The organism is Pseudoalteromonas issachenkonii (assembly GCF_002310795.1).
In the GTDB taxonomy this organism is placed as follows: Bacteria; Pseudomonadota; Gammaproteobacteria; order Enterobacterales; family Alteromonadaceae; genus Pseudoalteromonas; species Pseudoalteromonas tetraodonis.
Map to the genome: position 1 here is coordinate 123,597 of NZ_CP011031.1, position 26,094 is coordinate 149,690.

At 40.2% G+C, this 26,094-nt stretch carries 19 protein-coding genes; 5 read left to right on the forward strand and 14 right to left on the reverse strand.

Annotated features, from left to right (window positions below; all coding sequences use genetic code 11):
- Positions 1-110 precede the first annotated feature (110 nt).
- From dndE to dndB, 4 genes are read right to left on the reverse strand one after another with little or no spacing between them, the layout of a single operon-like run.
- Positions 111-461 (reverse strand): DNA sulfur modification protein DndE, encoded by a 351-nt coding sequence (dndE, locus tag PISS_RS16285; RefSeq protein ID WP_058155671.1) that lies wholly within the window; start codon positions 459-461, stop codon positions 111-113.
- Positions 461-2,419, reverse strand: a complete 1,959-nt coding sequence (gene dndD / locus PISS_RS16290) for a DNA sulfur modification protein DndD (RefSeq protein ID WP_058155673.1) — start codon at positions 2,417-2,419, stop codon at positions 461-463. The genes dndE and dndD overlap by 1 nt, the downstream gene beginning before the upstream one ends.
- Positions 2,409-4,076, reverse strand: coding sequence for a DNA phosphorothioation system sulfurtransferase DndC (gene dndC / locus PISS_RS16295; protein ID WP_058155675.1), 1,668 nt, complete (start codon positions 4,074-4,076; stop codon positions 2,409-2,411). Before dndC ends, dndD begins: the two co-directional genes overlap by 11 nt.
- The gene (dndB, locus tag PISS_RS16300; RefSeq protein ID WP_058155677.1) at positions 4,066-5,157 is read right to left on the reverse strand and encodes a DNA sulfur modification protein DndB; all 1,092 of its coding nucleotides are present in this window, start codon (positions 5,155-5,157) and stop codon (positions 4,066-4,068) included. The genes dndC and dndB overlap by 11 nt, the downstream gene beginning before the upstream one ends.
- A 135-nt stretch (positions 5,158-5,292) precedes the next feature.
- Between dndB and dndA the strand changes: the two genes are divergently transcribed.
- Positions 5,293-6,420, forward strand: a complete 1,128-nt coding sequence (dndA, locus tag PISS_RS16305) for a cysteine desulfurase DndA (protein ID WP_058155680.1) — start codon at positions 5,293-5,295, stop codon at positions 6,418-6,420.
- A 263-nt stretch (positions 6,421-6,683) separates the two neighbouring features.
- Here the strand turns inward: dndA and PISS_RS16310 are convergent, their stop codons facing one another.
- Complete coding sequence (locus PISS_RS16310) at positions 6,684-8,741, reverse strand: DNA phosphorothioation-associated putative methyltransferase (RefSeq protein ID WP_058155682.1); 2,058 nt, start codon at positions 8,739-8,741, stop codon at positions 6,684-6,686.
- 703 nt (positions 8,742-9,444) lie between these two features.
- Between PISS_RS16310 and PISS_RS16320 the strand changes: the two genes are divergently transcribed.
- Positions 9,445-9,744, forward strand: a complete 300-nt coding sequence (locus tag PISS_RS16320) for a helix-turn-helix domain-containing protein (protein WP_004589614.1) — start codon at positions 9,445-9,447, stop codon at positions 9,742-9,744.
- Positions 9,734-10,939: a type II toxin-antitoxin system HipA family toxin gene (locus PISS_RS16325; RefSeq protein WP_058155686.1), complete on the forward strand. Its 1,206-nt coding sequence runs from the start codon at positions 9,734-9,736 to the stop codon at positions 10,937-10,939. Before PISS_RS16320 ends, PISS_RS16325 begins: the two co-directional genes overlap by 11 nt.
- 524 nt (positions 10,940-11,463) lie before the next feature.
- On the opposite strand, the gene PISS_RS16330 is transcribed toward PISS_RS16325, so the two are convergent.
- The 3 genes from PISS_RS16330 to dgt form a co-directional block, all read right to left on the reverse strand.
- Entirely contained in the window at positions 11,464-12,312 is an 849-nt protein-coding gene (locus PISS_RS16330; RefSeq protein WP_013462869.1) for a substrate-binding periplasmic protein, read from the reverse strand.
- A 162-nt stretch (positions 12,313-12,474) separates the two neighbouring features.
- Positions 12,475-13,956, reverse strand: coding sequence for a hypothetical protein (locus PISS_RS16335; RefSeq protein WP_058155688.1), 1,482 nt, complete (start codon positions 13,954-13,956; stop codon positions 12,475-12,477).
- Positions 13,957-14,301: 345 nt separating this feature from the next.
- Entirely contained in the window at positions 14,302-15,765 is a 1,464-nt protein-coding gene (gene dgt / locus PISS_RS16340) for a dGTPase (protein WP_016899096.1), read from the reverse strand.
- A gap of 150 nt (positions 15,766-15,915) precedes the next feature.
- Between dgt and PISS_RS16345 the strand changes: the two genes are divergently transcribed.
- Positions 15,916-17,136 (forward strand): alkaline phosphatase family protein, encoded by a 1,221-nt coding sequence (locus PISS_RS16345; protein ID WP_028834310.1) that lies wholly within the window; start codon positions 15,916-15,918, stop codon positions 17,134-17,136.
- A 120-nt stretch (positions 17,137-17,256) separates the two neighbouring features.
- On the opposite strand, the gene PISS_RS16350 is transcribed toward PISS_RS16345, so the two are convergent.
- Both PISS_RS16350 and PISS_RS16355 read right to left on the reverse strand, forming a co-directional pair.
- A complete protein-coding gene (locus PISS_RS16350) occupies positions 17,257-18,000 on the reverse strand; it encodes a M12 family metallo-peptidase (protein ID WP_024602595.1) in 744 nt (247 codons plus the stop codon).
- Between the two features lie 72 nt (positions 18,001-18,072).
- Positions 18,073-18,786, reverse strand: a complete 714-nt coding sequence (locus PISS_RS16355; RefSeq protein ID WP_013462874.1) for a hypothetical protein — start codon at positions 18,784-18,786, stop codon at positions 18,073-18,075.
- Positions 18,787-19,155: 369 nt separating this feature from the next.
- Here PISS_RS16355 and PISS_RS16360 point away from each other — a divergent pair, with 369 nt between their 5' ends.
- Positions 19,156-20,313 carry a benzoate/H(+) symporter BenE family transporter gene (locus PISS_RS16360; protein ID WP_036955364.1) on the forward strand — a complete coding sequence of 386 codons (1,158 nt, stop codon included), beginning with the start codon at positions 19,156-19,158 and terminating at the stop codon, positions 20,311-20,313.
- 156 nt (positions 20,314-20,469) lie between these two features.
- On the opposite strand, the gene hemH is transcribed toward PISS_RS16360, so the two are convergent.
- From hemH to PISS_RS16380, 4 genes are all read right to left on the reverse strand, one after another.
- Positions 20,470-21,489, reverse strand: coding sequence for a ferrochelatase (gene hemH / locus PISS_RS16365; protein ID WP_013462876.1), 1,020 nt, complete (start codon positions 21,487-21,489; stop codon positions 20,470-20,472).
- 78 nt (positions 21,490-21,567) lie between these two features.
- A complete protein-coding gene (gene nosR / locus PISS_RS16370; RefSeq protein ID WP_024602599.1) occupies positions 21,568-22,905 on the reverse strand; it encodes a response regulator c-di-GMP phosphodiesterase, NosR family in 1,338 nt (445 codons plus the stop codon).
- A 245-nt stretch (positions 22,906-23,150) separates the two neighbouring features.
- A complete protein-coding gene (locus PISS_RS16375; protein ID WP_058155690.1) occupies positions 23,151-24,560 on the reverse strand; it encodes a sensor histidine kinase in 1,410 nt (469 codons plus the stop codon).
- The gene (locus PISS_RS16380; protein WP_058155692.1) at positions 24,557-25,741 is read right to left on the reverse strand and encodes an FIST signal transduction protein; all 1,185 of its coding nucleotides are present in this window, start codon (positions 25,739-25,741) and stop codon (positions 24,557-24,559) included. The genes PISS_RS16375 and PISS_RS16380 overlap by 4 nt, the downstream gene beginning before the upstream one ends.
- Between the last annotated feature and the right edge of the window lie 353 nt (positions 25,742-26,094).

A 26,094-nucleotide genomic window follows, 5' to 3' on the forward strand; every position in this document is an offset into this window, starting at 1 on the left:
GAACTAACACATATAAAATGGCTAGTAATAACTGTCTATTTCGCACTAGCTCAGCACAGGTCGTCTGAACTAGTGTTAGTAGAACCACTGAAATTCAAATATTTTAAAGACTAATATTTTGAAATATAAAAACTAATCCCACGATTCAAGTGCAACTTAACAAAATCACTAAAATGCACACCTTCTAGGTGTGCATTTTGTTTTTGATAAGCTTCACGCAATACCGCTAAATACACATCAGCATATTCGCCTGCAAACACCTTCCAGCTCATTTCTACATTGCTGTCTGATGGAATATCTTCAACAGGGGGAATTGAATCTTCAGCGAGCGACATACACAATGCCCAGCGGCACAGTACATTCCAATTCTCAATGCCTGTTTTACTTTTTAGGCGAACAAGCTGCTGCTTTTGTTTTTCAGAGAGCTTAATAGAGTCTATTGTTTGTAGTGTTGTTTTCATTAAAAGTACCCCTCAGTAAAGGTTGAGGTTTGTTCTTGCTCGTTATAACTAATGTGGTATTCACGGCAAATAGCAGGCTTTAATTGCGTGTAATATTGCCCTGTTATTTCTTCGTCAGTCGATAGTAAAATCACTTGGCTTGACGCTTTAGGGAAGTAGTTATTAATAAGCTTAGTACGGTGTTTACCATCTAAACGCCCAAGTGGTGTATCGATAACAGTGGGGATTTCTTTGCCTGATGCTTCAGCCAAGCCCCATAAAATAGCGATGGCGAGTAACTGCCTTTCTCCAGCTGATAATCGGCTTGGTGACATAGGGTTTTTATTGGTGTCGAGTAACGTAAGTTTAAATGAATCAGGGCAAATTTTAACGCCGGTAATTAAGTTATTTTTACGAGAGAGATCAAAAAACTTAGCAGCAATGTGTTCTTCAAGCCCAGTTACATTTTCACGTATTAACTCATCTGCAAATGACTTCATGGTATTTTTAAGTTTACCAATATGTTCAGCTACTTGAATTGAGCGCTTTTGTTCAAACGTGTCTTTGCTTTGCTGGGTTAGCAAGTTTGCGTAGCGAGTATTTAATACTTCGTCACGCGCTTGTGCTTGCTGTAACAACTGTTGTTTTTGTTTTATTAAAACAAAGTCGTTTTTAAGCTCGGCTTCAAGCCCTGCAAGTTCACTTAATAAGTGTTGTACAGTTTCGTAATCAGGGATCGACTCTAATTTTTTATCAAACAATGCTTGCTGCTCTAAGAGTTCTTCGCGAGCTTTTAGTAAGTTTGAACGCTCTAACTTATCTTGCGTAATTTTTTCATCAAGGCTATTAAAAATGGCAGCGTTACTGCCAATGTAGCACGCTGTACTTGCTAGCTCTTGGCGTTCTTGAGCTAAGGTAGCCATTTTACTGTTAAGCGCTTTAAGTGCGCTTTGTGGCACATTTTCGTTTATTAGCGTTTGTATAATTGTGGTTTCGTATTCCGCTATAGCACTTTGAACAACATTAGCTTGTACTGCTTGCTCTTCTTTTTTTATTTGTGCTTTTGTACTTGTTATTAAATTAGGTATTAAACCAAGCGGACCGCATCCTGCGTCTAGTTTTACGCGCTCGGCTAAATTGGCTTTGAGCTTTTCTTCAATAGCGCCTAATTCAAATTTTATAGAGTCGCGATCTTCAATTAAGTGAGCGCCCGCAGAGCGAACCTTTTGGCGGGCTTTATTAATGTTTAAATTAGTATCGCTCGCGCGCTTTTCTAGCGCTGCTATTTCTGTTTTAAGGTTTGAAACAAGTGTCGATTGGTCGCCAATCTCAGCTTCTAGCGCTTCAACTTTGGCAATTACACTGCTTTCTAAGTTTTCGCTTTTACGTTTGCGTTCAACGTTGTTTAAATCAATATGCAGCTGTGAAAGCAGATCAAGACCAAGTAAGTTTTCAATACCTGTTTTTATTAAATCGGCGCTTCTGTCAGGATGTGCCAGGTTTTCGATTTTTTCGCCATCAAAAAAGAAAAGGTCAGAGAGGCTTAGCGGAATAAATTCATTTACAAACTCATCCCAGTATTGGCTTAGGTGGCTATCTTCTTCTTTATTACAATAAACTGTTACTTTGTCTTTAACGTCTTTTGTATTGGTTTTCCAATTACGTACTACAACAAACTCTTTGGTTGTTGTATCGGTTGTGTGTGTAAACGTAAGTGAAATTTCAACAATATCGTGCTCGCCAACATAGCGGTTTTTGGTGCTGCTTAAAAAGCTGCTATAAGATTGATGTCCACGGTTAGAGCATTTTGCATGTTTACCATAAAGCACTAGTTGCAATGCATCTAAAAAAGTAGTTTTGCCGCCACCGTTTAAACCACCAAATAAAATAATAGGTTTATTTTTTGCTGTGGTTAAATCGACTTCGTGACGCCCTTGGTAAATACCAAAGTTTTCAAGGGTGAGTTGTTTAATTATCATCGTGTACCTCTTCAAAATCGATAAGCAGTGAGCTGTAGCCCTGTTCTTTAATCGACTTAGTTACCATGATGATTTTTTCTTGAATTGCAGCTTTATCATCTTCAGTTAAATTTGGAGAATTGTTTAGTTGTATTTGTAAGCGATGGCGCTCACGTTCTAGTGCAAATTGCTTTGCTTCAAATAAGTTATTAAATGCCCCTTTATCTAGGCTTTGTGCAAGTTCGTCAGAGAGTTTTGCTCTGCGCAATTGGTTTTTATGCTTATTAGCAATACTCATTACTGATCGCATTTGTTGGTATAGCAAACCGTCTTCGTCGCCTTGCTCTTGGCAATGTGCTTTTAATTTATTAAGTACGTCTAAATTAAGAATAGGGTGGTGTGCGCGTTGTTTACCCGGGTATTCTTTTTTTAGTACTTTTTGGTAAATTTTTGGCACGCTGTCTTCTGCTTCGTGCTTTTCTTCTAGCCAAATTCGACGAATTTCTTCTAAGTCTTCAAGTGGCAGTAGTTCAAGATCTTTAACTTCTTCAGGCCCAAGTTGTTGTACAGCCACTTGAGCTTCTAATACTTTACCTAACAAATGCTCTCTAAAAGATTGTATATAGGGGCCAGGTACTAAGTCTGCTCCGTGTTTAGATACATGCACGGTTAGGTTTCCGTTCATGCGTCTAAAGTCGCGGTTTGCTTTATCACGCGTTAACTTCTCAATTTTTTTAGCGCGGTTGGCATCGTTTACTTCAATCTCATTGCGGAGAGCAACAAGTGGATACATCCACTCTTTTTCATCGTCATTAGCAATCATGGCATTCATTGATTTATCTTCAGAAACCATAGTACAAACGTAACAACCAAAACGGCTATCGCCACAGCTTTGTGTTGATTTATCAACAACGAGTGGGCACTCACCACCTTCTGTTGCGCCTTGGTACATTCCCATTAAATCGTGATTTGGGAACTTCCATGGATTCTCTACGCTGTTTAGATATACCCAAACATCGTCGTTACTCCAGCTAGCAATAGGGGTGTAAACCCACACGCGTTCAAGTGAACCGTTTTCGGTTAAACCAAGCGCTTTACGTGTGTTAGTAGTTGAGCTTTCAAAGCGCTCCATACTTGCAGCACGTGCCGTACTTTCGGCTTTACGTGTACCGAGTACTAAAATAGCTTCGCCGTTTTTATCAGCCATATTTTGAATAAACGTATTAGATGGCGATATTTTTAAACGATCAGTACACCAGCGAAATTTATAACGTGGCGCAGGGTAGCCTTTACCGATTAGATTAACCCAAAAGCGGTCTTTTACAGCTGGGGTAAGGCGGTGTGGCACAATTGGTAAACCTTGTGATTCTGCTTGCTCTTTCATGCGCTGTAGAGACTTACCTACCCACATGGCAACAATTGGGTTTTCTACAAGCGTATCAGTACTGATTACATGTACTTTTTTCTCGCATTTACCTTCTTGTGCTAGCTCTTGCAGGGCATACCATGTGAGCTGCAATATAGCAGTTGAATCTTTGCCGCCGCTATAACCAATTACCCATGGGATTGAGTCACTTTGGTAAAGCATTTTTATATGATCGATGCTCTGGCGAATTGAGCTTTTTAAGCCTGTTTCGCCAAAGGCCGAATGGAACTGTACATCTTTATCAGTAGCCATTTCGTTCCTCTGTGAATGATTTTTCTACCGACTTTTCTTTGTCGGTAAGTGATATTTTTAAATAATTTTTTATTTGGATGCAGGTAAGCTCAGCTGCTTTGCGATTATTTGTCATCGACTTGTTATTTACACAGCGGCGATTCCAATCAGAGTTTTGGCGACTCCAGTTTATTTTTTGTAAGCCTTTTAATTTACTATGCCATTTTGGCTCGTTATTTAGTAAATAAAATCCTAATAAACCGAGGGCATGAAAGGTTACTGCATGGGCGTGTATTGACTCGTCACGTAATTCTCCACCCGATGCTTTGTCATCACATACAAGTTGCCAAGCAGGCATATTTTTGAGCACCTCATGCCAAAACTCGTAAGCCACCGGAATTAAAGACTCATAATTGCTTTTGGTTATTGTTCCAAGTAAGTATTTACTCGCTTTATTTACGGCACTATGGCTAATTAGTTTTTTAGAACGCGGCCCTAAATTACTTTTTTCCATATGCACTAACTTTGTAAATTGTTCACTTCTGAATATTATTGTTTTCGAAAGAATTGCATCTGGTTTATCGTCGTAAGTAATACTCAATGAGCTATCGGTTTTAACTGGATAAAGATTAAGGTCTTTAAAGATTCTTTGTCGCTCTTCAAGTGATTTATTTGTGAAAAATACGACAGAAATAGTTTCATCCGCTAGTGTTGGATCTGCTTTTAAAGCTTCTAATATTGCAGCATTACGATGTTGCCCATCAGTAATATAAATCTCGGCGTCTTCATCAATAACAAGAGTACCGATTTTTTGTTCGTGTTTAGATTCACCTATTGCTACAAACTCACTTAATCCATCTATACAAGCTGTTAGAGCAGAAAAAACATAGTTATCTCTACTATCAAGTATATAGTTTGCAATATCAGGAATACGCTCTTCGTTGATAATACGTTGGGCGCGTTGATCTACAGGTAATTGCCCCTCATCTAAAGTAAATATCTTACTAAGCCTTTTTAGTGGGCACATTACAATGTAATATTCTGTTTTTGCTTGCATTCCCTTTATCGCGGGAAATGAAGTTCCTGACACTATTTGATTCATATCTTTCGTAATTAAGTTATAGTTTAATTTGTTCGTGACTTTTACTGCTTGTTCGTACGAACATTGTGGCGGGCTATTTTACATGAATTACTTAACACTGTCTCGCATAGAATATGAGTTTATTTTGGGGATTTGATGACAACTTATTTAGATATGAATGCTACTTCGCCAGTACTTGATGAGGTAGCTGATTTAGTTAGAAAAATGTTTTTAGAAGAGTATGGCAATGCTGGCAGTCGTACTCATGAATTTGGTGCAAGTGCAAAAAAGGCTGTTGAAAAAGCACGCAAGCAAGTTGCTGACGTAGTTGATGCAGACAAGTCTGAAGTGATTTTTACCAGTGGCGCAACCGAAAGCAATAATATTGCAATTTTAGGATTAAAAGAGTTTGGTGAAGCGAATAATAAAAAGCATATCATTACAACTCGAATAGAGCATAAAGCTGTAATAGAGCCAATTGAGCACTTAGAGAAAAGCGGTTTTACTGTAAGTTATTTAGAAGTTGATGAGAGTGGTATTGTAAATCCTGAACAACTTAAGAAGCTTCTTCAAGATGATACTTTGCTAGTATCAATAATGCACATAAACAATGAAACGGGCTCTATTCAACCTATTAATGAGATTTGTGATGCGCTTGAACTAAGTGAAGCCTATTTGCATATTGATGCGGCACAAAGCTTTGGCAAAATGAGCGACGATTTAAAAAATGATCGTATCGATTTAATTAGCGCAAGCGGGCATAAAGTATATGCCCCCAAGGGAATTGGTGCGTTAATAATGAGAAAGCGTGGCTTTTTAAAGCCGCCATTAAAACCAATTATGTTTGGCGGTGGGCAGGAAAAAGGGCTACGTCCAGGAACATTAGCCGTTCCACTTATTGCAGGTTTTGGCCTTGCGTGTGAGATAGCACAAAAAAATGCAGCTTTATGGCAAAAGCACGCAAAAAACTTGAAAGATGAATTGGTTCAAGCCTTAAATGCACTTGATGCGCAATACAACGGTGAAAATACATCTCCATTTGTACTTAACTTTTCAGTTCCAGGTATAAACTCTGAGGCTGCAATGGTGATGTTAAAAGGGATTGCGGCTGTCTCTAATGGCTCTGCGTGTACATCATCAAGTTATACGCCTTCTCATGTTCTAACTGCAATGAAGCTAGATGAAAAGCGAATTGCAGGTGCTATAAGGGTTTCATGGGGACATATGACGGAGTCATTACCTATTTCTGAAATCATTGAGAAGTTGGAACAGCTAAAGTTGTGATATTGATTCAGTCGATTAATGCTCCGTAGCTAAGATAATTCCCCTTCAACTTCACCTGCAAAACAGATAATTCATGAGTAATTGCCTCGCATGGATGTGAGAAAAGCGATGCTTGCACATGGATGTGCTTTCACGTGTTTACGCTCATATTAATTATTTGTTTAAAGGAAAGTGAAGTTGTGGGGCGCCGTGGGGTTCCAAGGGGCGGAAGGCGGTATTCGCCCTTTGGTTGCCGCCAGCAAGCTGGCATTTTAAAACGGCTTTTATTTCTTAAAAAATTTGTCACCTTTTAACTCAACAGCCCAATAATCAAACACTTTGAGTAAAATAGGCCAATTGGGCCACTCTGCTTTTGCTACACCTTTGAGCATATCAGCTAACTTTTTATCAAACCGTTGTTGGCTTTTGTATTCGCTACTGCCTTTTTGTAAATAATCTATTTTGTTATAAAAGGGCTGGTAGGGGGAAATTTCTCCGTAGTAAAAGTAGTCTATATCTTGCTCTAGCATTTTTACTTTTATTCGCTCAGTGAGCAGTGGTAGTTTTTTATTAAAGTCATCGTATTTTAAAAATGTCACTTTGCCTGAGCGCATATGTATTTTTACTAAATCTACATCGTCAATATCGCCATACAACTGCACGGCACAGCCTATGTAAACACGCAGTATTGCGGGGAGTTGGTTTAAGTAACGAGTGGGTAAAATATACGAGTGGTTGTCTTGCAATTCACCGAGCTGAATTTGCTCGTAAGCTTGGTAACAGGCGTTACCAATATTAGCAGCCTCTGCTATTGAAAAAAGCAGTTGTTTTGCTTGCTCTAATACTTGGTTGTAATCGCTAAAATGTACTTTTACATCTCGCGTTAGCCTTGCAGGCATATGGCTTTTAGCTTGGCGTTTACCAAATAGGCTAAGTGCAAAATAAACCAGTAAATCATGTTTTCGTTTTTGCTGCGCTTGCTCAAACTCATTTTGTTCATAGTAATTTTGCAGCAAGCTAAATGCTTTGTTGTGGCTGGCAAAGTATTTGCGCAAAGTTGTACTTTGCTCAAACTCATCGTTTGCAGGTAAACGGCCAAAGTGCAGGCAATGTTGCCAAAAGTCATCAAGTAGTGTTTGGTGTTTTTCAAACAAGGTTTTTTGCTGGGCTTTGGGTAAAGCTTTTGGCTGTGGCCTTTGGGTTATATGTTGCCAATTATAATTTTGAAATTGTAGCTCTAAGTGATGGGCTTCTTCCAATTGTGGGCATTTAAAAATAGCAATTATGCCTTGCCCAAACGCCATTGTATTAACGTTTAGGGTTTGCTCTATGTAAGCTCTTATTTGGGCTTGGCTATAGTATTTTTGAAACGTATTCCATTTAGTTATTACGCCATCTTTGTATTGTTTAAAGTGTTCTTGTTTGGCTTCATTGGCGAGCATTACTGATACTAAAAGTAATTTTTTAGTATGCCGGTAAGCCGCTCTTAGTGTGTTTATTCGTTCTTGTTGATCTTCAATAACATTGAGTACAAAGCCCAAATTAACAATATCACTCGTTTGTTTGTTCCCGTTTGGCCTATGCACTGGATCCCACGCATTTATATTAAGCCCGTGGGCTTCAAGTTCAGTTGCGTCATCAGCTAACCCACAACCGTAATCAAGTATTGAATATTCACCATTCAAGTAGCCATACTTTGCCAATTTTTGAAAAGGAGCTGAAAGTCTATCGCGATTTATTGCGGTTAAATGGCGCTGTATTTTTTGTGGCTCATGTTCAATTACTGGTTTTGGTAATTCTGCCACTTTATGCAGCCTTCCTTTCTCATCAAGCTTGTAGCCTTTGCGTTTAATTAAGTTATGCCATTGCTGCTTAAAGCCAATACTTTTGGTGTTTTGATACAGGCCTATTTGCTCTCCTTCTTCAGTAATATCTTTAAATAATGGATAATGAGGATAATTGGGGAGAACAAAGGTTTCTTTACGGTGCAATATGGGTGGATTATTTGAGCCACTGTAGTTAGTTGTTTTTAATGTTAGCTCTTGGGCATCTATAGTATGGCTGGTATGGAGTGCTGGGTAAGCGTATTCATCAAAATTAGGGTAGTTAAGTAGTGTAAATTTTAAGTCGCGTTTATAAAGCTTAACTAGGTTCCAAGATTGTTGAACATCAAGTTTGTTTATTGTGTTTGTTATAAAGCTTAATAATTCTGCTGGTAGGGCTTCATTCAACGCAGTTTTATGTAAATAAATAGCTGTTGGTAGTGATTTTCCATGTTCGAGCTTTTTTACTAAATCACGGTATTCTAGAAAATTAAGTGGTGATGGTGAGTTAGCATTCATTAAAATTACTCAAACAGTTAAGATAACTTAATATACATAACGCTTTTAATAACAACAAATTTGCAGGCGAGTGCCTGAGTTAAATCCCCCGTGATCACACCCGAAATTGAATTATTGATGAGTAATATCAGCGCATGGATGCGCTTTAAGCGATGCCTACACACGGACGTGTTTCATCGCGTTTACGTTCATATCATTAATTTAAATTGAGGAAGCAGTGTGATCCTCGGGGCGCCGAGAGGTTCCAAAGAGAAGTCGGCGGTTACTTCTCTTTGGTTGCCGTCACCAACGCGACATGTATTAATAAAGGCGTCGAGCGTCGAGTTGCGGGAAGCGTGTTTCGAGCTATTTAAAGCTGCGCTTTTCGCTTCAGCAAGCTTAACGCCTAAGGTGGGAATAGGTAAAAGGTTTTAGGTTAAAGGCGCTAGGCTGTGTTCGCTGCCCGTCGCTCGCTGCTCGAAACCCGCTGTCTTCTCTTTGTGCAAATATAGTTTTAAGTGATTTATTCGCAAAGAGGTTATGAGGCGCTGCGCTAAAGAGGTAACGCAAAAGGGACTAGGCGCTTTAAGCTCGAACCTCGAAGCTCGAAGCTCGAACCTCGAAGCTCGAAGCTCATTTCGTATCTATTTAAATAATATTGCAATCATATTAAATACCGCTAAACTAATCATTAGTATATTAATGACCGATTAGGTAGTCATTTATGAGATCTGAACAAGCATTAAAACTGGCGCGTCGATTGGGTGATTTAATTCGCCAGCATCGTACTTTACTTTATACCCAGAGCACGTTCGCTAAGATGATTGGTGTATCTCGCTCCACGGTACAAAAGCTTGAGCAAGGGGAGGTAGTAAAAAGCGATATATTGTTTGAAGCCCTTGTTGTACTTCAATTGCAAGGCTCATTACTGGATGAAATTAACGAGCTTGCCGCAGATGTGGGCGGTTATAATGCAAGACAGCGTAAAAGCAATAAAACTCAGGTGATTAACGATGACTTCTGAAGCCTATGTATTTATTGACGGTTTAGAAGACAACCCGGTAATTTGTGGTTTTTTTAAGTTAAATACACAAACAGGCCGAGGTGAGTTTAATTATGGTAAAAGTTACCTTGCGCGCTCTGATGCGTTTGCGCTCGATCCGCTGCATTTACCATTACAGCCTGGCATAGTTAGTTATTCTGCCAATAAAGGTGTGTTTGGGGTGTTAAGTGATGCGGGAGCTGATTCGTGGGGGCGTAAGCTTATACTGTCTTTACATAATACCAAACCAAAAAATGAGCTAGAATTTTTACTCGCAGGGTCTGGGTATGGTGTTGGCGCCTTGGTATTTAGTTTGTCGCGCAGCGCATCAAAACATAAAGCGAATAAAAATACATTAGCCGATTTAGCTTTGTTAGATCAAGCAAAGGACGATTTGCTCGCCAATAAAGCGATTTCACAAGAAGCAAAAAAAGCCTTTGAATTTGGCCAAAGTATGGGGGGGGCAAGACCTAAAACCTCTGTGAAAATTGACCAAAAACTTTATTTGGCAAAGTTTAATCGTCAAGACGATTTGTTTAACTTAGCTAGGGCTGAGCATGGCGCTATGTGTATGGCTAATGAATTGGGGATTCGCACTGCAAATACCCGTATTCATGAAACAGAAAATGGCGATGTTCTGTTAGTTGAACGTTTTGATGTAAGCGATGACTTACCAACTCATCACTTTTTAAGCGCCAATAGCTTATTACAAAAACCAAAAGTCGCGATAAACGACTTAGCAACATACTATAGCTACGGTGAATTGGCTGAATTTATTCGCCACCACACAGGTGAGTTCGCTGCTGATGCTACAGAGCTCTACAAGCGAATGGTATTTAATGTATTTATTGGTAATACTGATGATCACAGCCGAAATCATGCATTTTTGTATCACTTTTCAGGGCAAACGTGGCGTATGAGCCCCGCTTATGATATTACCCCTATTAATAACTCAAAGCAGCATGGCATAGGGCTTGGTGATGATGGCCGATATGCTAGTATCGATAATTTACTGTCGCAAGCCAAACGCTTCGGCCTCAACAAGGCTCAAGCAACAAAAATAATTGCCGAGGTTGAGGGCTATACTCGCCAGTGGCCAGCGCACTTTAAACGTTTTGCTAATATCAGTGATATTGACATAAAACGCTTAGAAAGCGTAATACCCTCTATAAGTTAAAGACTAATAAAGTAGTCATTAGTTGATTAATGACTGATTAAGTAGTCATTTATTAATTGGCGCTTATATGAACCTTAAAGCGGGAATGAGAAGGCAGCGGGCTTCGAGCGACGAGGCGCGGGTAAAATGCAAAAGCCTATAAATACGCGATATAAAATCGCTGCTACAGAATAATATTTGGCTTTTTTATTTCCTCTAAAAGCGCAGCGCCTCATAATCTCTTTGTGAATAAATTACTTAAAAATTATTTGAACACAGAGAAGACAACGGGCTTCGAGCGACGAGTAGCGAGCTTTACAAACAGCCTGATACCAGCCCTGAACCTAGAGCCTACTCTTTTAGCGCAGCGTCTCTTTGCCCTCTTTGTGAATAAATCACTTAAAACATGTTTGCACAAAGAGAAGACTATGAGGGTAAATGAGAAAATATAAAAACAGGGGTTAGGTTTTACCACCCCCCGTAGCTCGTAGCCCGAAACCCGCGTTCCAAACATAAAGCGCGCTGCATAAAGCCCTGCCTACAGGTTAGTCGGCCAGAGCGCTATTTGTGGGTTGATAAGCGCCATTATCTAACGCATCAAAGTAGGCTTGATAACGGCCGTTTTGTTTAAATTTAAGTAATTGCTGGTTAAATATTTCAAGCCGCTGTTCACTGCGTGGGTTATTTTTAGGGAACATCATAAAGCTTTGGTTTACCAACAATGCTTTGGGGTGGTGATTAATAGCGCTGAATAGGTCAGGTAATTTACTCGCTAATGTGAAATAGCCTACGCTTTGCTCTTCGGCAAAGGCGTCGATTCTGCCCATAGCTAAGCGTTTAAAGTTTTGCTCTGTGGTACTTACTCGCGACATATCGAATAAGCCTTCATCGGCTGCTTTATCAAAGTCTTTGCCGTAACTGTAGGCAAGCCCACCACCGAGTAATAAGCCTTTTAAATCGTTTAGATTTTGCCAATCAAAAGGGCGTTGTTTATGATAAAAAAATACAAAACGCTCGTTTAGCACTGGCTCACTGTAAAAATAATCCTCAGTACGTTGTTGTTCAAACATCCATACTGCAGTGGCTGCGTATTTATCATTAATGGTGTCGTGGTAGGCACGCGGCCACGGTAAAAAGGTAAAGTTAACTTTAATGTTAGCTTGTGCAAATATATCGGTAATTAAATGCGCAACCACGCCTTTGTGAGGCAGCGATTCGCTTAAAAAAGGCGGCCATTCGCCTGTACTTATATTTAAAGTAGCATGGTGATTAGGCGCTTTGCTTGAGGGTTGTATTGCTTCAATTGCGTGCGTGTAATGACTGGTAAAAGCCATCAGCAAAAAAGATGCGATATAAATACGGTATCTTAATTTAGCTGATAACATAACATGCATGTGTATAAGTCTCTCCTTCTATTAAATATACCCTTTTTGGATATAAAGCGGCTTTGAGCGTTGCTTAAAAAACAGGCTATTTTAAAGGCGTTAACTGAATGTAGGCTTAAGGGCTATACCGTCGCTTTACAGACTTATTTTAAGTATTTTTATGTTACCGCGTTATTCTTTTGTTTGCATGTTTTTTGCGCGTTCTTCTGCATCGATGAGTGCTTGTGATTTAGGCGCGCGTTTTTTTTCTTCTATTTTTGGTTTTTGTGGAGAATTTGGATCCCAGCTTTCATCAAGCGATAAATTAGCAAATGGATTGCTGCTTTGTGGTGAGTTATCGGGCTTACTTGGCTCTTCAGGGGCAACCTTTACTTGCTCAGGCATTACTTTAGTTTTTTTAGTTGGTAGTGGCGCGTCGGGATCGAAAGTGCGTACTTCCGGCTCTTTAAAGTCGTGTTCAGTGGTTGAGCTTAATGATGAACGCTGCGTTTTTGCAGGATGGAAATCAGCTTGTGGCTGATGGGGTACAATGGGTTCAGGTGCGCTGTGTGAAGGCTTTATAGGCGCTTCTTGTCGTACCTTTTTGATTGGCTGATTTATAGGATTACGCTGAATTTTGGTTTGTTTGGCTTCGGGGTCAAAATCTCTTACTTGTGGCTCGGCAAACTCTGTTGCATTTTTTATCCGCTCTAAGGTTGCTTTAGCAGCTGCTTCAAACTCTGCCGTGTTAGGCTCCGGCTTTATTTTCACTGTATTAACTCGACTAGAATCAGGCTCTTTACCCTTGCTTTCGACGGCTGGGTTTTGCAGATCAGAGCCAGTCACCATCGGCTCAGTAACAACACTGTGAGTTTGATCATTGTCGTGACTTGGGGGCATTTGCAATGGTATGCCAGTATCAGCCGCTTGTTTATTTTGCTTAATATTGCGCAGGCGCATTAATACCACAACCGTAATTACCACAATTAACAATAGTGCCACACTTGGTAATACTAGCGAGATTATATTAGCCCCTTTGGGCATTGAAGAGGCAATAACGGCTGTTTGCTCGCTGGCTTTTATAGTAATAGGTACGGCGGTTTGTGCAGGCTCAACGGTGGCTTTTTTTACCTCTGGTTGCGTATTTTCCTCAGTGTTTGATAATTCACTGACCGGTATTTTGCTGGGCTGTGCATTTTTTTCAGAAGCGCCGCTTTGTTCAGCCGCTGCTGTTACATTGACTTGTGACTCATCAGGTGCTGTTGTGGTTGATGCTACTGGGGCATTTTTTTTAGCTTGCTCTATAGTTTGAGTGGCGCTTTTTTCGATTACATTATTTTGGGGTCCAGTTGCACTTTGCTCAGTTGCAGCGTCTGGCAACGTTGGCTGTAAAGTGGGTTCTGTTTGTTGTGGTTTTACAACCTCCGGGGTCGATTGTTCAATAACCGGCTGCGGTTTAGGCTTTGGTACTGGCAAAGTGCGTGCCGCTTGCGGATCACTGCAGTTTTTTTCAAAGTCTCGCGCAGCATTACGGTATTTACGGCTGGCTTTATTATTGCTGTGTTGCTGCATTTCTTGTTTTATAAGAATACACATAGCTTCGTTATAAGCGGCACTGCTGGCACTATAAAACAAAGCAAAACAAAAAAGTAAGCAACTCAGTAACGGTTTCATAAAACTCAAAAGTGGTTAAGCATCAATGCCCTAATCTTAAGCGTAAAGTGAAAAATTATCTAGAAGCGCCTAGCGTTAATTAGGGTCTGTTGACCTTTGCGGATTACAATTTGTTCAAACTAGGGGCGGTTTAATCGCGACGCGAGGTTTGTAACCTAGTGGACTAAGTAAAAACCGAGCAACAAAGAGTAAATCGCCCCTAGGCAGAACCCGAAGGGCAGCGCCTGTTTGGCATTGATGCTGCGTTATCGCCTATTTATGGGGAATAACCACACCACATAGGCTCTGCCTTGCCTAAATACCAAACAGACTGCTGCAAATTTAACCTTGAAAGGTCAACAGACCCTAGTCAATTACCATTAAGCTTCGGTACTCGTCGTAAGCAAATTGATCGGTCATACCGCTAATGTAGTCTTGAATTAACCGACAGCGATAATAAAATTCATAGGCGGCAAAATGATCGGGCTCTTCTTGCATCGCATTTATGGCATGCTGATAGCTACTTAAATGCTTTTTAGAGAGTTTTTTAACGAGTCTCGATTCTATTAATAAGCGGTTGTCGCCATGCAATGCACGTTTAAAGTCATCGCTACTCAAAAGCAGCAAAGGTTTATAACAATCGAGTAGGCCATTAATAATACGGTAGCCTTGCAGTTCGAGCTTTTCGACTTCTTTGTGCGAAAATACATGCTCAAGCGCGACTTGTTTGAGCGCTTGGGTTGCTGCATGCAGGTAGCTGCGATCTTCTAATAATGCATGGTTAAAGTCGCCATGATAAATTGGCTCTATGTTTTCAATAAAGCGTTTTGCGGCATGGTTTACTAGCGGGTGCAGTAATGACACGCGTAAATAAATAAAAAACTCACTATTAAAATTAAAGGGCTGTGCTTGTGCTCGTTCTATGGCGTAGTTTATAGCGTCGTCCACAAAGCTTTGGTGTTGAGTGTCGTTAAGAGCGAGGTTAATTAATGCTTTTTGATACTGCTTTTTTAGTTGCTCGCATAATAACTGTGTGGTGATAATGTCTTTTTCTACGGCGTCTTCTATGTCGGCAAGGCAATAAGAAATATCGTCAGCGGCTTCCATAATATAACTGGCAGGGTGACGGCAATAGGGCTCCATTTTCAGCTCAGTTTGCAGTGCTTCAACAAAGCTTTTTTCACTGTAGTAATACCCCACTTTTTTCATAATGTAGTTTTTATTTTGAGGAATATCTTGCTTCGCTAAACTAGCCGGACGGGTGTACTTTAAAATAGCGGCAGTTTGGCTATAGGTTAAATTTAGGCTCAGCAAAGAGTGAATAATGCGTATGCCTTGAGCGTTGCCTTCAAAGCTGCAAATATCTTGGGCTAAATGTTTAAAAATAACGCCAATGCTGCTGTTTGTGGTTTGGCAACGCTCAGGCGTAATGCTGGCTAAATTAGCATTAAACCAATTATTAATAGCCGCTTCGCCAAAGTGACCAAACGGCGGGTTACCTATATCGTGCATTAGGCAGGCCATTTCTACTAGGGTTTCTAGTGGGCGCTCTAAACCCGATAAACCATATTCTTTTTGTTGCTGGTAATTTAAATTGGCAAAGATGCGCTGCACAATAAAGCGGCCAACTTGCTGAACTTCTAATGAGTGAGTTAGGCGCGAACGCACAGCCGCGTTGCGCTCCAGCGGAAATACTTGGGTTTTTTGTTGCAGCCGACGAATGGCTGCACTATTAATAATTCGGCCACGATCGCTCTCAAGCGCCATTTGTAAATTGGCAGTGGTGCGCTGCATACGTGCAGGGGTTACTTTGCTACTGAAGTTGATCATGGTAATCCTTTTTTATGTGAATTAAGCACTTATTAAACGCACGATTATTTATTTTTAATAGTTTGCTTTAATTTATCAGCATGTATCATAAAGTAACAACTTGCTTTAGTATTATTTTTTATAAAATTAACATACATCTAGGTATTTAAAATGAAGTTGTGGATCACTAAGGTAATGTGTTTTTGCCTTTTATTGGGTGTGAATAGTGCGTTTGCCGCTAAAGAGCAAACGGTTGTTATGATCTCTATTGATGGCTTGCGTTGGGATTACATTGAAAAGCACGGTGCGCCTAATTTAAAAGCAATGGGTGAGCAAGGCGTAAGAGCGCAAAAAATGCAGCCTGTTTATCCTACTAAAACGTTTCCAAATCATATTTCGGTGATCACCGGTTTACTGCCAGTTAACCATGGCATTGTAGATAATAAGTTTTGTGACAAAGCGCGCAATAATGAATGCTACAGCATGGGGAAAGGACAAAAAGACAGTACCTGGGTACGCGGCACACCACTGTGGAATTTAGTTAAAATGCATGGGCTTAAATCGGCGGTATACTTTTGGCCTGAGTCGGATGCGCGCTTTAATGGTATGACGCCTGACTATTATTTTCACTACTCTAAACAAGGTGACTACCAAGACCGAATTGATCAAATCATTCAATGGTTAAGCTTACCTAAAGCACAGCGCCCGCGTTTTGTGGCAAGTTATTTTTCGTTAGTGGATAGCATGGGGCATGAATATGGCCCTGATGCGGTGCAAACGCGTGATGCCGTTAAACAGCTAGATGCGCTGATGGGGCAATTAAAAACCCGCTTGAGTAAGTTAGAGCAAGAGGTAAATCTGGTGATTGTGTCTGATCATGGTATGGCACAAGTTGAGCCTGAGCAGAGCATTGTTGTGAGCAGCTTACCTAAAGATGATAACTTTATGGTTGTAAATACCGGTCCTCGATTACTTATTTATACTAAAAGCGATGCTAAAAATGCAGATGTTGAGGCTTATAAAGCCCGTTTACAACATGCAGCAAAAGGACGCTACACGGTACTAACAGAGGAGCAGCTTGCAGGATATCACTATAATAAAGGCACTCGTGTGGGCGATATTGTGGTACAAACGACAGCGCCTGCGGTATTTAGCAGTAGTGCTAAAGTGCCTTACTTAGGAACGCATGGCTATGCCTATACCGATGATATGGCAGCGACATTTATTGCTACCGGGCCGGCGTTTAAAAAAGGGGTGAGCATTGAGCGAGTGAATAATTTAGATATTTACCCTGTGCTTGCTAAGGTGATGGGTTTAAAGCTAATGAGTAAAGTGGATAGCGATGGTGAAACCTTACTCCCTGCCATAAAACAGAAAATGATTAATCATTAAAAAAAGAGCGCCGAGGCGCTCCGCAAGGGAAACTTAATTGGTCAGCATGGATTATTAACCCATGTTTACATTGTTATTTAAGCTGAATTTTGAGAATACATTTATTATTCAGCATTGAGCTTATTTAAAGTTAGCGATACTGGTTTTTGTGTCGGTAACGGTACGAATGGCGTACGACTGATTGGTCACCCCAAATGGGATACCGTTTACGCTCCAGTTAGGGTTTGAGAAATAGTCGTACTGCGTTGCACTGCCAAATACAAATGGGTAGGCCATAATACTGGCAAATTCATTTTGTACACCGTGCCCCATACCATCAACGTATACACCACCGGCTGTATCGCCTTGCTTACGTGAATGCGCTAAACCTTGGTTATGACCAAGCTCATGAACAAAGGTTGTGGCTCCACAATCGATTGCGGTGATTGAGTACATGCGGCTGCTCATTGAGCTGTATAAATTACCATTTGTGCCTTGGCCAACCCATGCTAAGCCACATGAAATTAAACCGTTACCTGCACTTTGGCCTGTACCGAGTACGGCAACCATGTCGGCTTTCCAATCATTGCGTAAACCATCTACGTAACTACTATTTGTGACGGCATTTAACCAATCTTCAGAAGGGGTTACTGCATAGTCACCTAAATTTTGAGTCCCAACTAAACGTAGCGTAATGTCAACGCCATTTTGGCTGTATACCTGGTTACTAAAAGCAATAAGCTGATTAATTTTGGTATTGATATTACTGGTAGCTGCTGCAGATTGATCGGTATATAAAATACCAATATCAATGGTTTCTGCTGACACTGTGCTGGCCGCACATAGCGCCGTTGCAATAGCGGCTGTTGAAATTACTTTTTTCATTGTTGTATTTCCTTACTTTTTACGATTGCAGTGTTTACTGCTAGGTCTTGTTGCCTGCGTTGACAGGTTTGTTTAAAAAGAGGGCGTGTTTTCAGCACGAGGTGCAAATGGGTCTGTGTCATCCGCATTTTTTGGTGCAGGTTCACCAACCTGATGCTCTATATGTGTTTTATATAGGTCACGCTTAGCTGCAATCCAGCCATATTGACCTTTACTTTCAAAAACATAATTACCACTTGGGGCTGTAAATTGACCGTAAACCGCATCATTGCCAACGGTTAATATGGTGGTGTGCATTGCGCCATTGGCCCCAATAACCTGACCAACAATGCTTTTATCGCCGTTACTGGCATGGGTTACATTGGTTATTTCAGCGCTGTAGGTTTCTGCGGTTTGTGGTATTGCAAGGTCAAAATTATCACCCGTTTTGAGGGTTTTTAGCGCCGCTAGATCAAATTCTATGTAGGCTTCATTTTGTAAATCGGTTGGCAGTACTTTTGCCGCTTTAAGTATTTCTTTAGCCTTTGCTGAAGGTTTATTAATTGCGTCAAATGAGTTTGAAGGTACGTTTGATTCAATGTTAGCGGGTTTTGCTGCAATAGGGTCTTTACTCATATCAATGGGCGATGGGTTATGTGTTTTTTTTGCAAACTCAGAATCAACAGGAACGATATCAATAGCAATGGGCGCTTCTACCTCATCGGTTTTTTTCTGATCATTAAGCAGCGTATACAAGGCAAATACAGACAAAGGAATAGCGATAGTTAAAACAATGTAACGTTTCATCTGTTTCTCTTTTAGGTTAAATGGTGAACTAATTGTTAAGTTTTATCTTAAAAAAAGAATTAGATCAAATTTAAATTGTAATCATAAAGTGGTAATTGCTTTTTTTATAACTTATTGTAAGTATTTGCTTTACCTTTTTTAGGTATGCTTTTTTGGTTTAATAGGATGGCTTTTTTGTAGTAATGGTGCACCCTGTGGCATATTTTTGGGTACGTGCGTGTTTTTTAAATCACACAGATTTTGACAAGTAAAACTGACCAATAAAATTTTTTAGTAACGTGATCATTTTTCATTATTCAAAGGGCTAATTGCAAAGTATAAATAGGCAAAGTATGTTGTATCGTTAAACACCTATTAAAAGAGGGAATTATGGCAGGGACTGATCAGTTACTTAGTCGAATTATGGCAGGACTTGTTGCGGTCATTATTGGTTTTTCAAGTTCTATTGCATTGATTTATCAAGTGGTGATCACCTTAGGTGGTACACCTGAACTTGTGGCAAGCTGGATATTAATGCTGGGGCTAGTAATGGGCGGTACGTCTATTGTGCTGTCGTTTTATTATAAGGTGCCCATTTTAATTGCATGGTCGACCACCGGTGCAGCATTACTGATCTCAAGTGCCCAGGGCTACAGCTTACATGAAGCGATAGGCGCATTTATGCTATCAGCCTTATTGGTATTGGTATCTGGCATTACCGGTTGGTTTGAAAAAATCATGAACCGTATTCCCAGTGAACTGGCCTGTGCTATGTTAGCGGGGGTATTAGTCACATTTGGTATTGATGTGTTTAACTTTATGAACGACTTGCCATTAGTGATTGGTTTAATGGTGGTGGTGTACTTTATTGGCAAGCGCTTTTTTGCTCGGTTTGCAATGCTAAGTGTATTGTTAGCGGGTATATTTTTAGCCTGGTATATGGGAAATATCGATACCAGCACCGTGCAGTGGCAGGCAAGCAGCTTTGCTTATATTGCACCAAGCTTTAGTTTGCAGGCATTTATAAGTATTAGTATTCCTTTGTATATAGTAACTATGACTTCACAAAACTTACCCGGTTTCGCTATTTTAAAAGCGCATAACTATAAAGCGCCAATATCATCGTCATTAACTGTGACCGGGTTAATAAATTTAGTAACCGCGCCATTTGGCACTTATTCAATTAATTTAGCGGCCATTACGGCTGCTATTTGTATGAGCGAAGAGGCCGATAAAGACCCTGATAAGCGCTATTGGGCGAGCATTGCTGGTGGGATGTTTTACATTATTATGGCGCTGTGTGCTGCAATGCTAGTGGCAATTGTAGCAAGCCTGCCGCAAGCACTGGTATTGGCGTTAGCGGGTATTGCACTGTTTGGCACCATCGCTAATAGTTTGCAGCAGTCTTTGCACAGTCCTGAATATACAGAGGCGGCCATTATTACCTTTTTAGTTACGGCTTCTGATTTAACGTTATGGTCAGTCGGCTCTGCATGCTGGGGGATAATAGCAGGAGCACTCACGTTAATGGTGACACGTAAGAGCTAAGAGCAGATTTTAGGTGTTAGGTGCGGGGATCGGGTGTCGAGCAACGGGTTTGGTACTGTGCGCGCGAGGTAAACTCACGCCTACAGTCGATCACCGCACTTAGCTGATCTCTTGCTGATCGCTGACAGCTAAAACCTAACCGCTGCTGTCCCCGTTTTATAGCATTGGTTTTAACACATCAAACATGGCGTCTATGTGATCGTCACGGTCGTTAAGCGCTGCTATATAACGGTATTTTTCGCCGCCGGCTTCTTCAAAAATCTCTCGGTTTTCACCTTCCAATTCTTCAAGTGTTTCTAGGCAGTCGGCGCTAAAGGCTGGGCTGATAATAGCCACATCTTTAATTCCTTCGCCAGGTAAGCTCTCAAGAGTTGCATCTGTGTAAGGTTTTAACCATTCAGCTTTACCAAAACGGCTTTGGAAGGTGGTGATCACTTTGTTTTTATCTAGGCCTAGCTTTTCTACCACTAAACGGGTGGTTTGTTGGCATAGGCAGTGATAGGGGTCGCCATTATCTAAAAACTGTTTAGGCATACCATGATATGAAAACACCATTTTTTGTGGCATGCCGTGTTTTTCTAAATCTTCGCTAATGCTGTTAGCAAGCGACTCTAGGTAGGTTGGGTTTTTGTGATACCCATTTACAAAGTGTAGCTCTGGCACCCAGCGCCATTTTTTTAATACATTTGCCACGGCATCAAATGTTGAGCCTGTGGTTGGACTTGAATATTGTGGGTAAAGTGGTAACACAATAATGCGGGTTAAGCCTTTATCTCTGAGCTCTTCAAGGCCCGCTTCGATTGATGGATTACCATAGCGCATCGCCATAACCACTTCGGTGTTGGTATAGCCGTGCTGTTTTAATAAGGCATTTAATTTAATGCTTTGTTGGCGTGTAATGTGGGTCAGTGGTGAGCCATTTTCAGTCCATATGCTTTTATACAATTTAGCTGAGCGCTTTGGGCGTATACGCAAAATGATGCCATGCAGAATAAGCATCCACACAATACGCGGTATTTCTACGATACGAGGGTCTGACAAAAACTCACGTAAGTAAATACGCAATGCACTTGCTGTTGGGGCATCGGGGCTACCTAAGTTGGTCAGAAGTATTCCCGTTTTTTGGTTAAAACGCCCGTCGTGGGGATTGTCGGTAACGGCAGAAAATCGCGACACGTTGTGCTCCTTCAAGCAATGGATTTAGAGGTATCTATTTAGGCTTAGTATAACGAATAAAAGAGTATTTTAGATCAATCATTTAGCCATTTTAACCATAATTCTAAATGGGGTCGGCTTTTTAGCTTCGAGTTGTTGTAGCTTAACAATCGATTTCGTATTGAAAATATGTCCTTTAGGCAAAAGCATAATACCTGTATGGCTGTGCAGTGAGTTTGCCAATATCATATTTTCTTCGAGTTCTTGTGCGCTCATCACCTTTATTGAACCAATAGAGCTGTCAGAGGTAATGAGTTTAGCGTGGCTGGCTTCAAGTGCATCGACAATACGCGGATGATATAAGCTGCCACTGTTTGATTTAATACTATTGAGCGCAAATTGATGGCGTTGTTTTGTTGTCAGTAGCGGCTCACTTTGCTCGTAACCCTCCCAATAGTCACGAGCAACACTGAGCACCATAGCACCAATGGGAATATCGTTTTTAGCAAGTCCTTTGGGAATACCTTGGCCATTGTAGCGTTCGAATTGGTGGTAAATTGCATCAGACACATCGCTTAAATGAGTCGCAGGCATGAGCATTAATTGTGAAATACTTGGGTGGGTGTAAAACGTTTTTCTTTGAACTTCATTAAGCTCGTTAATGGGTTTGTTGTAAAGCTCAGGATCCATAGCAAGTAAACCAATTTGAGCCAAATACCCCGCAATAGGCGCAAGTTCAATGCTTTTTTGCGATACGTTAAGGTAACGCGCTATTTGAGTACATGTACCGGCTATATTTTCTGCTCTTTTACCATCGAGATAAGGATTTGCATTGATAAAATTATAAAGCAGTTCAACAGTAGATTGGTGCTCTCGTTTTTCACTTTCATTAGCGACTTCAAGTTTTTTTAATACGCTTCTAATTTGTTTTGTCCGCTTGTCGACGAGTTGCTCTAGGTTAGTATTCAGCTCTTTTAATTGTTCATTTTGCTGATTTACATGGCGCTGTAAAATCTCATTTTGCTTTTTGAGTCTAAACTTTTCGACGCCTGATTGGATAACGCTAATTAAGTGATCGTTTTGCCAAGGCTTTTGCACGTAGGCGTGAATGCCTCCTTCATTAACAGCACTAATTGTTGACTCTAAATCAGAAAAACCAGTTAACAAAATACGCTGGCTATCGGGGGCAACTTTTCTTGCTTTAGCTAAAAACTCAGCACCGCTCATTAGTGGCATACGCATGTCACTGATGACGACATCAAACTGTTTTTTTTGCATTTTTTCAAGTGCATCATGGCCACTGGTTGAAACACTCACATCAAATTTATATTGGCGTAAAAGTCGGACTAAAGATTTGAGTACATTAGCCTCATCATCTAGGCATAAAATGCTCGGCGGCTGTTCATTTAATTGCTCTAATACATCAATGTCCGTCATTTTTTTACCAATAAGATAGTGAGTTGTATGGCTAAATTTAGTCTAAGCTTTGGTTGTAAACAACTGATTTATTTAAGCCGTTCCAAGTATAGTATTTGAACAATACGCAAATCATTGTTGTTAGGATTAAATAAGGTAACGCTGTGTTGTAGTTTGCATCTATTTTTACTGTAATTCTCTGTAATTTAGATGAGTACTTATTTAAATAAAATCGAATCTAAGCAAAATCGAGAGTGTGACATAGCTTACTCAATTTGTTTGTTGGCATGTAATATGGTCAGTACGTCGTCAGTTAATGTGGGCTTTTTAGGTAACGTAATATAAAAAGCAGTGCCTTGGTTTAACTGGCTTTCAACTCGAATTTGGCCACTATGTTGCTCTATAATTGCTTTACTTATAGCTAGCCCTAACCCTGTGCCTTGGCCTATTGGTTTTGTAGTATAGAAAGGGTCAAAAATTTTATTTAATTTGTCCTCATCAATTCCACTGCCATTATCGGCAATGGTTATATAGGCATTTTTTTTATCGGCTTTAGTGGTAATACTGATGACACCGACTTTGTCGCAAATGGCTTGAGCGGCGTTAAAAAATAAATTTAAAAATACCTGAGAGAGCTGGGTCGAACGTCCTGTGATGATAACGGGTTCTGTGTCGTAGTGTTTTTCAACGTTGGCGTTGTATTTAATTTCGTTCCAGGCAACACGTAATGTGTTATCAATGAGCTCTGTTATATCAATATCGCCAATTTGGGTTTGATCCGGATGAGCAAATTGCCTTAATCCTTGAACAATCTCCTTAACACGATCAGCCCCTTCAGTCATTTCAGCAATGATATCGCTTGAGTCTGTTTCTAATTCATCAAATTGATAATGTTGTAGCGTATCTGCTAATGTTTGCTGCGCTATGGCTTTTTCTGCTTTGAGTGCGTTAATTAAATGACTAAATTGCTCAAGGTTGTAAGCCAAATTTTGGATATTACTGACAATGTAGCTTAAAGGGTTGTTTATTTCGTGTGCAACGCCTGCCGCCATTTGCCCTAACGAAGCCATTTTTTCAGAGTTGATTAACACTTGTTCAATGTTACTTTGTTTTTCTTCCATTTCTTTTTGTTTAACAAGTAAATTTCGTTTTTCAAATTGTGAAATTGTATTCCCTGCAAAGCTGACAAAGCGTTGCATTAAAGTAATATCGTGCTGATTAAATGCGCCAATTGTTTCTGAAAAAATATAGAGCTGGTAGCTTTCTGTACTGGTACTTACTGGGGTGGTGAGCATTGCCTGCTGCGAATGCCAAAAAGGATCAGTTACTTGCCAATCATGAAGTTGGTGTAAGTTAAATACATTTTTAATGTTTCTATTGGGTTTATTTAGTGCTTTGAGTTGGGTAATTATTTCATCACTTTGTGGGTGCGATGCTGTAATTAACGTCGTGGTTTCATTGCTGGGGTTTATTTTAATTAAAATAGCCGCAGAAAAAGCAATGGCTTGCTGCAAAATATCAAAAAACTCAGTGAGTAAGGTTTCAGTTTTGTCGTTCTTTAAAATGGCATCTAAGCCATTTAAGATCAGGCTATTAAAGGCACGGTTTTCTTCAAGTGCTAAATTATGAACTTGTAATAAGTGTAGCTTTTCTAACAGTATTTCATTGCTACTCATTCAGGGCCACCAAAGATTTCGCATGAAATCATTAAATTACCATGTTTACTTGTTGAATCGCTGAATGTGCCGAGCTCCCCAAAAGTAAAGCCCATAATAAATGGGGTGTTGGGTAGTTGTGCTGCAATAGACTCTTTTACTTCTTGCATGGCGTCTTTAATTGACAGCATACAGCCTCCGCAAAAAATAATAATGGCGCCGGTAATATTTTTTATGGCATGGAGTTCTGCCAATTTAGTTAATGAGGTGACAACCATATCACCTCGTTTAATTAGTTGCTCTGGGCTTCCTGAGGCAAGGTAAACCGTATCGCCAACATGTAGGTTCGAAAATAGCTCTAGCGCCCCATTTTTTGCTACCGCTGGATGACTTAACAGTAATCGGGGGATTTCATCATTTAAAGAAAGGGCGCTTGCCAATGGGGTCATTGTTGATTGAGCAAGGATATTTCCTGAAGTTAAGGCGTTTAAACCTATGTTTTTTCGCCACTGATTATAAATATCAAACGCGGGCCGGTTATCGATTGTTTTTAATAAACGACCATCCACGTCTGTCACTGTACCTTGCTGGTCGGTTTTATCGTAGCCTGAACTATAAAAGCCGAATGTTTCTACACTGGGGTATAACACCGCAATAATAAAACCTTGTTGGTATACATTTTCAGTATCGCTAAAACACCACTTGGCAGAAATATCGTTGTCGGCGCAACTTCCTCCAAAAACAGGTATACGCTGCCCGATAGCATCTTGAATTCCCTGCAAAACCAGCTCCTCATTACCTGGGACTTGAAAGCACCAGACCATTTTTGGGGCGAGGCCTGCTTGGCCTGCATTAGCAATGGCTTTAAGTACAGTTTGAGCGGCATTTTCTCTTAGGTTATCGGTTGCATTACAACTAGCAACACCATAATGCCCATTTGAGTCTATAATCGAAAATAAACTAATACTTTGCTCATTTAATGATAGGGTTTGGTCGGTTGATGACCCAAGACACGAAGAGATGATTAAACAATTGTGAGTGTTTTTTAAAAAGCCTGGCTGGTTATTAAAAAGGTATTTAATGGTATCGGTTGTAGCAAACCCAAGCAGTAAATCTGGGCTGTTGTTCGTAAACTGACTAACAGGTTGGATAAATTTATCTATATCGCTGCCGTGAGTATGAAAAGTATCAATGGCGAACATAGATGCCCCTTGGTAATAACAATAGCCACAACCGTGGATGTTTTAATTATTAATAATCGCTTAGAATTTATTCTAGACTATATATTAAATAGAATGAATTTAGCTGCTAATTATTAGTCGATATCACCTTTGCCCACGAGTTTTATTTGTCGTGCTGCGTTTAAATTTATGTTAGCGTTGCGTTAAAATCAAGCTAATGATATTGACATTTTCAGCCCCGGTAAAGCTGAATAAGGTTGCTAATTACTTATATCCTCATCAGTGTATAGAAACACTGGATTAATGTAGGAGGCCTAAAAGGGCACTCATTAGCTGAGCGAGGTAATTATAGCTACGAGTAAATAACTTTATTG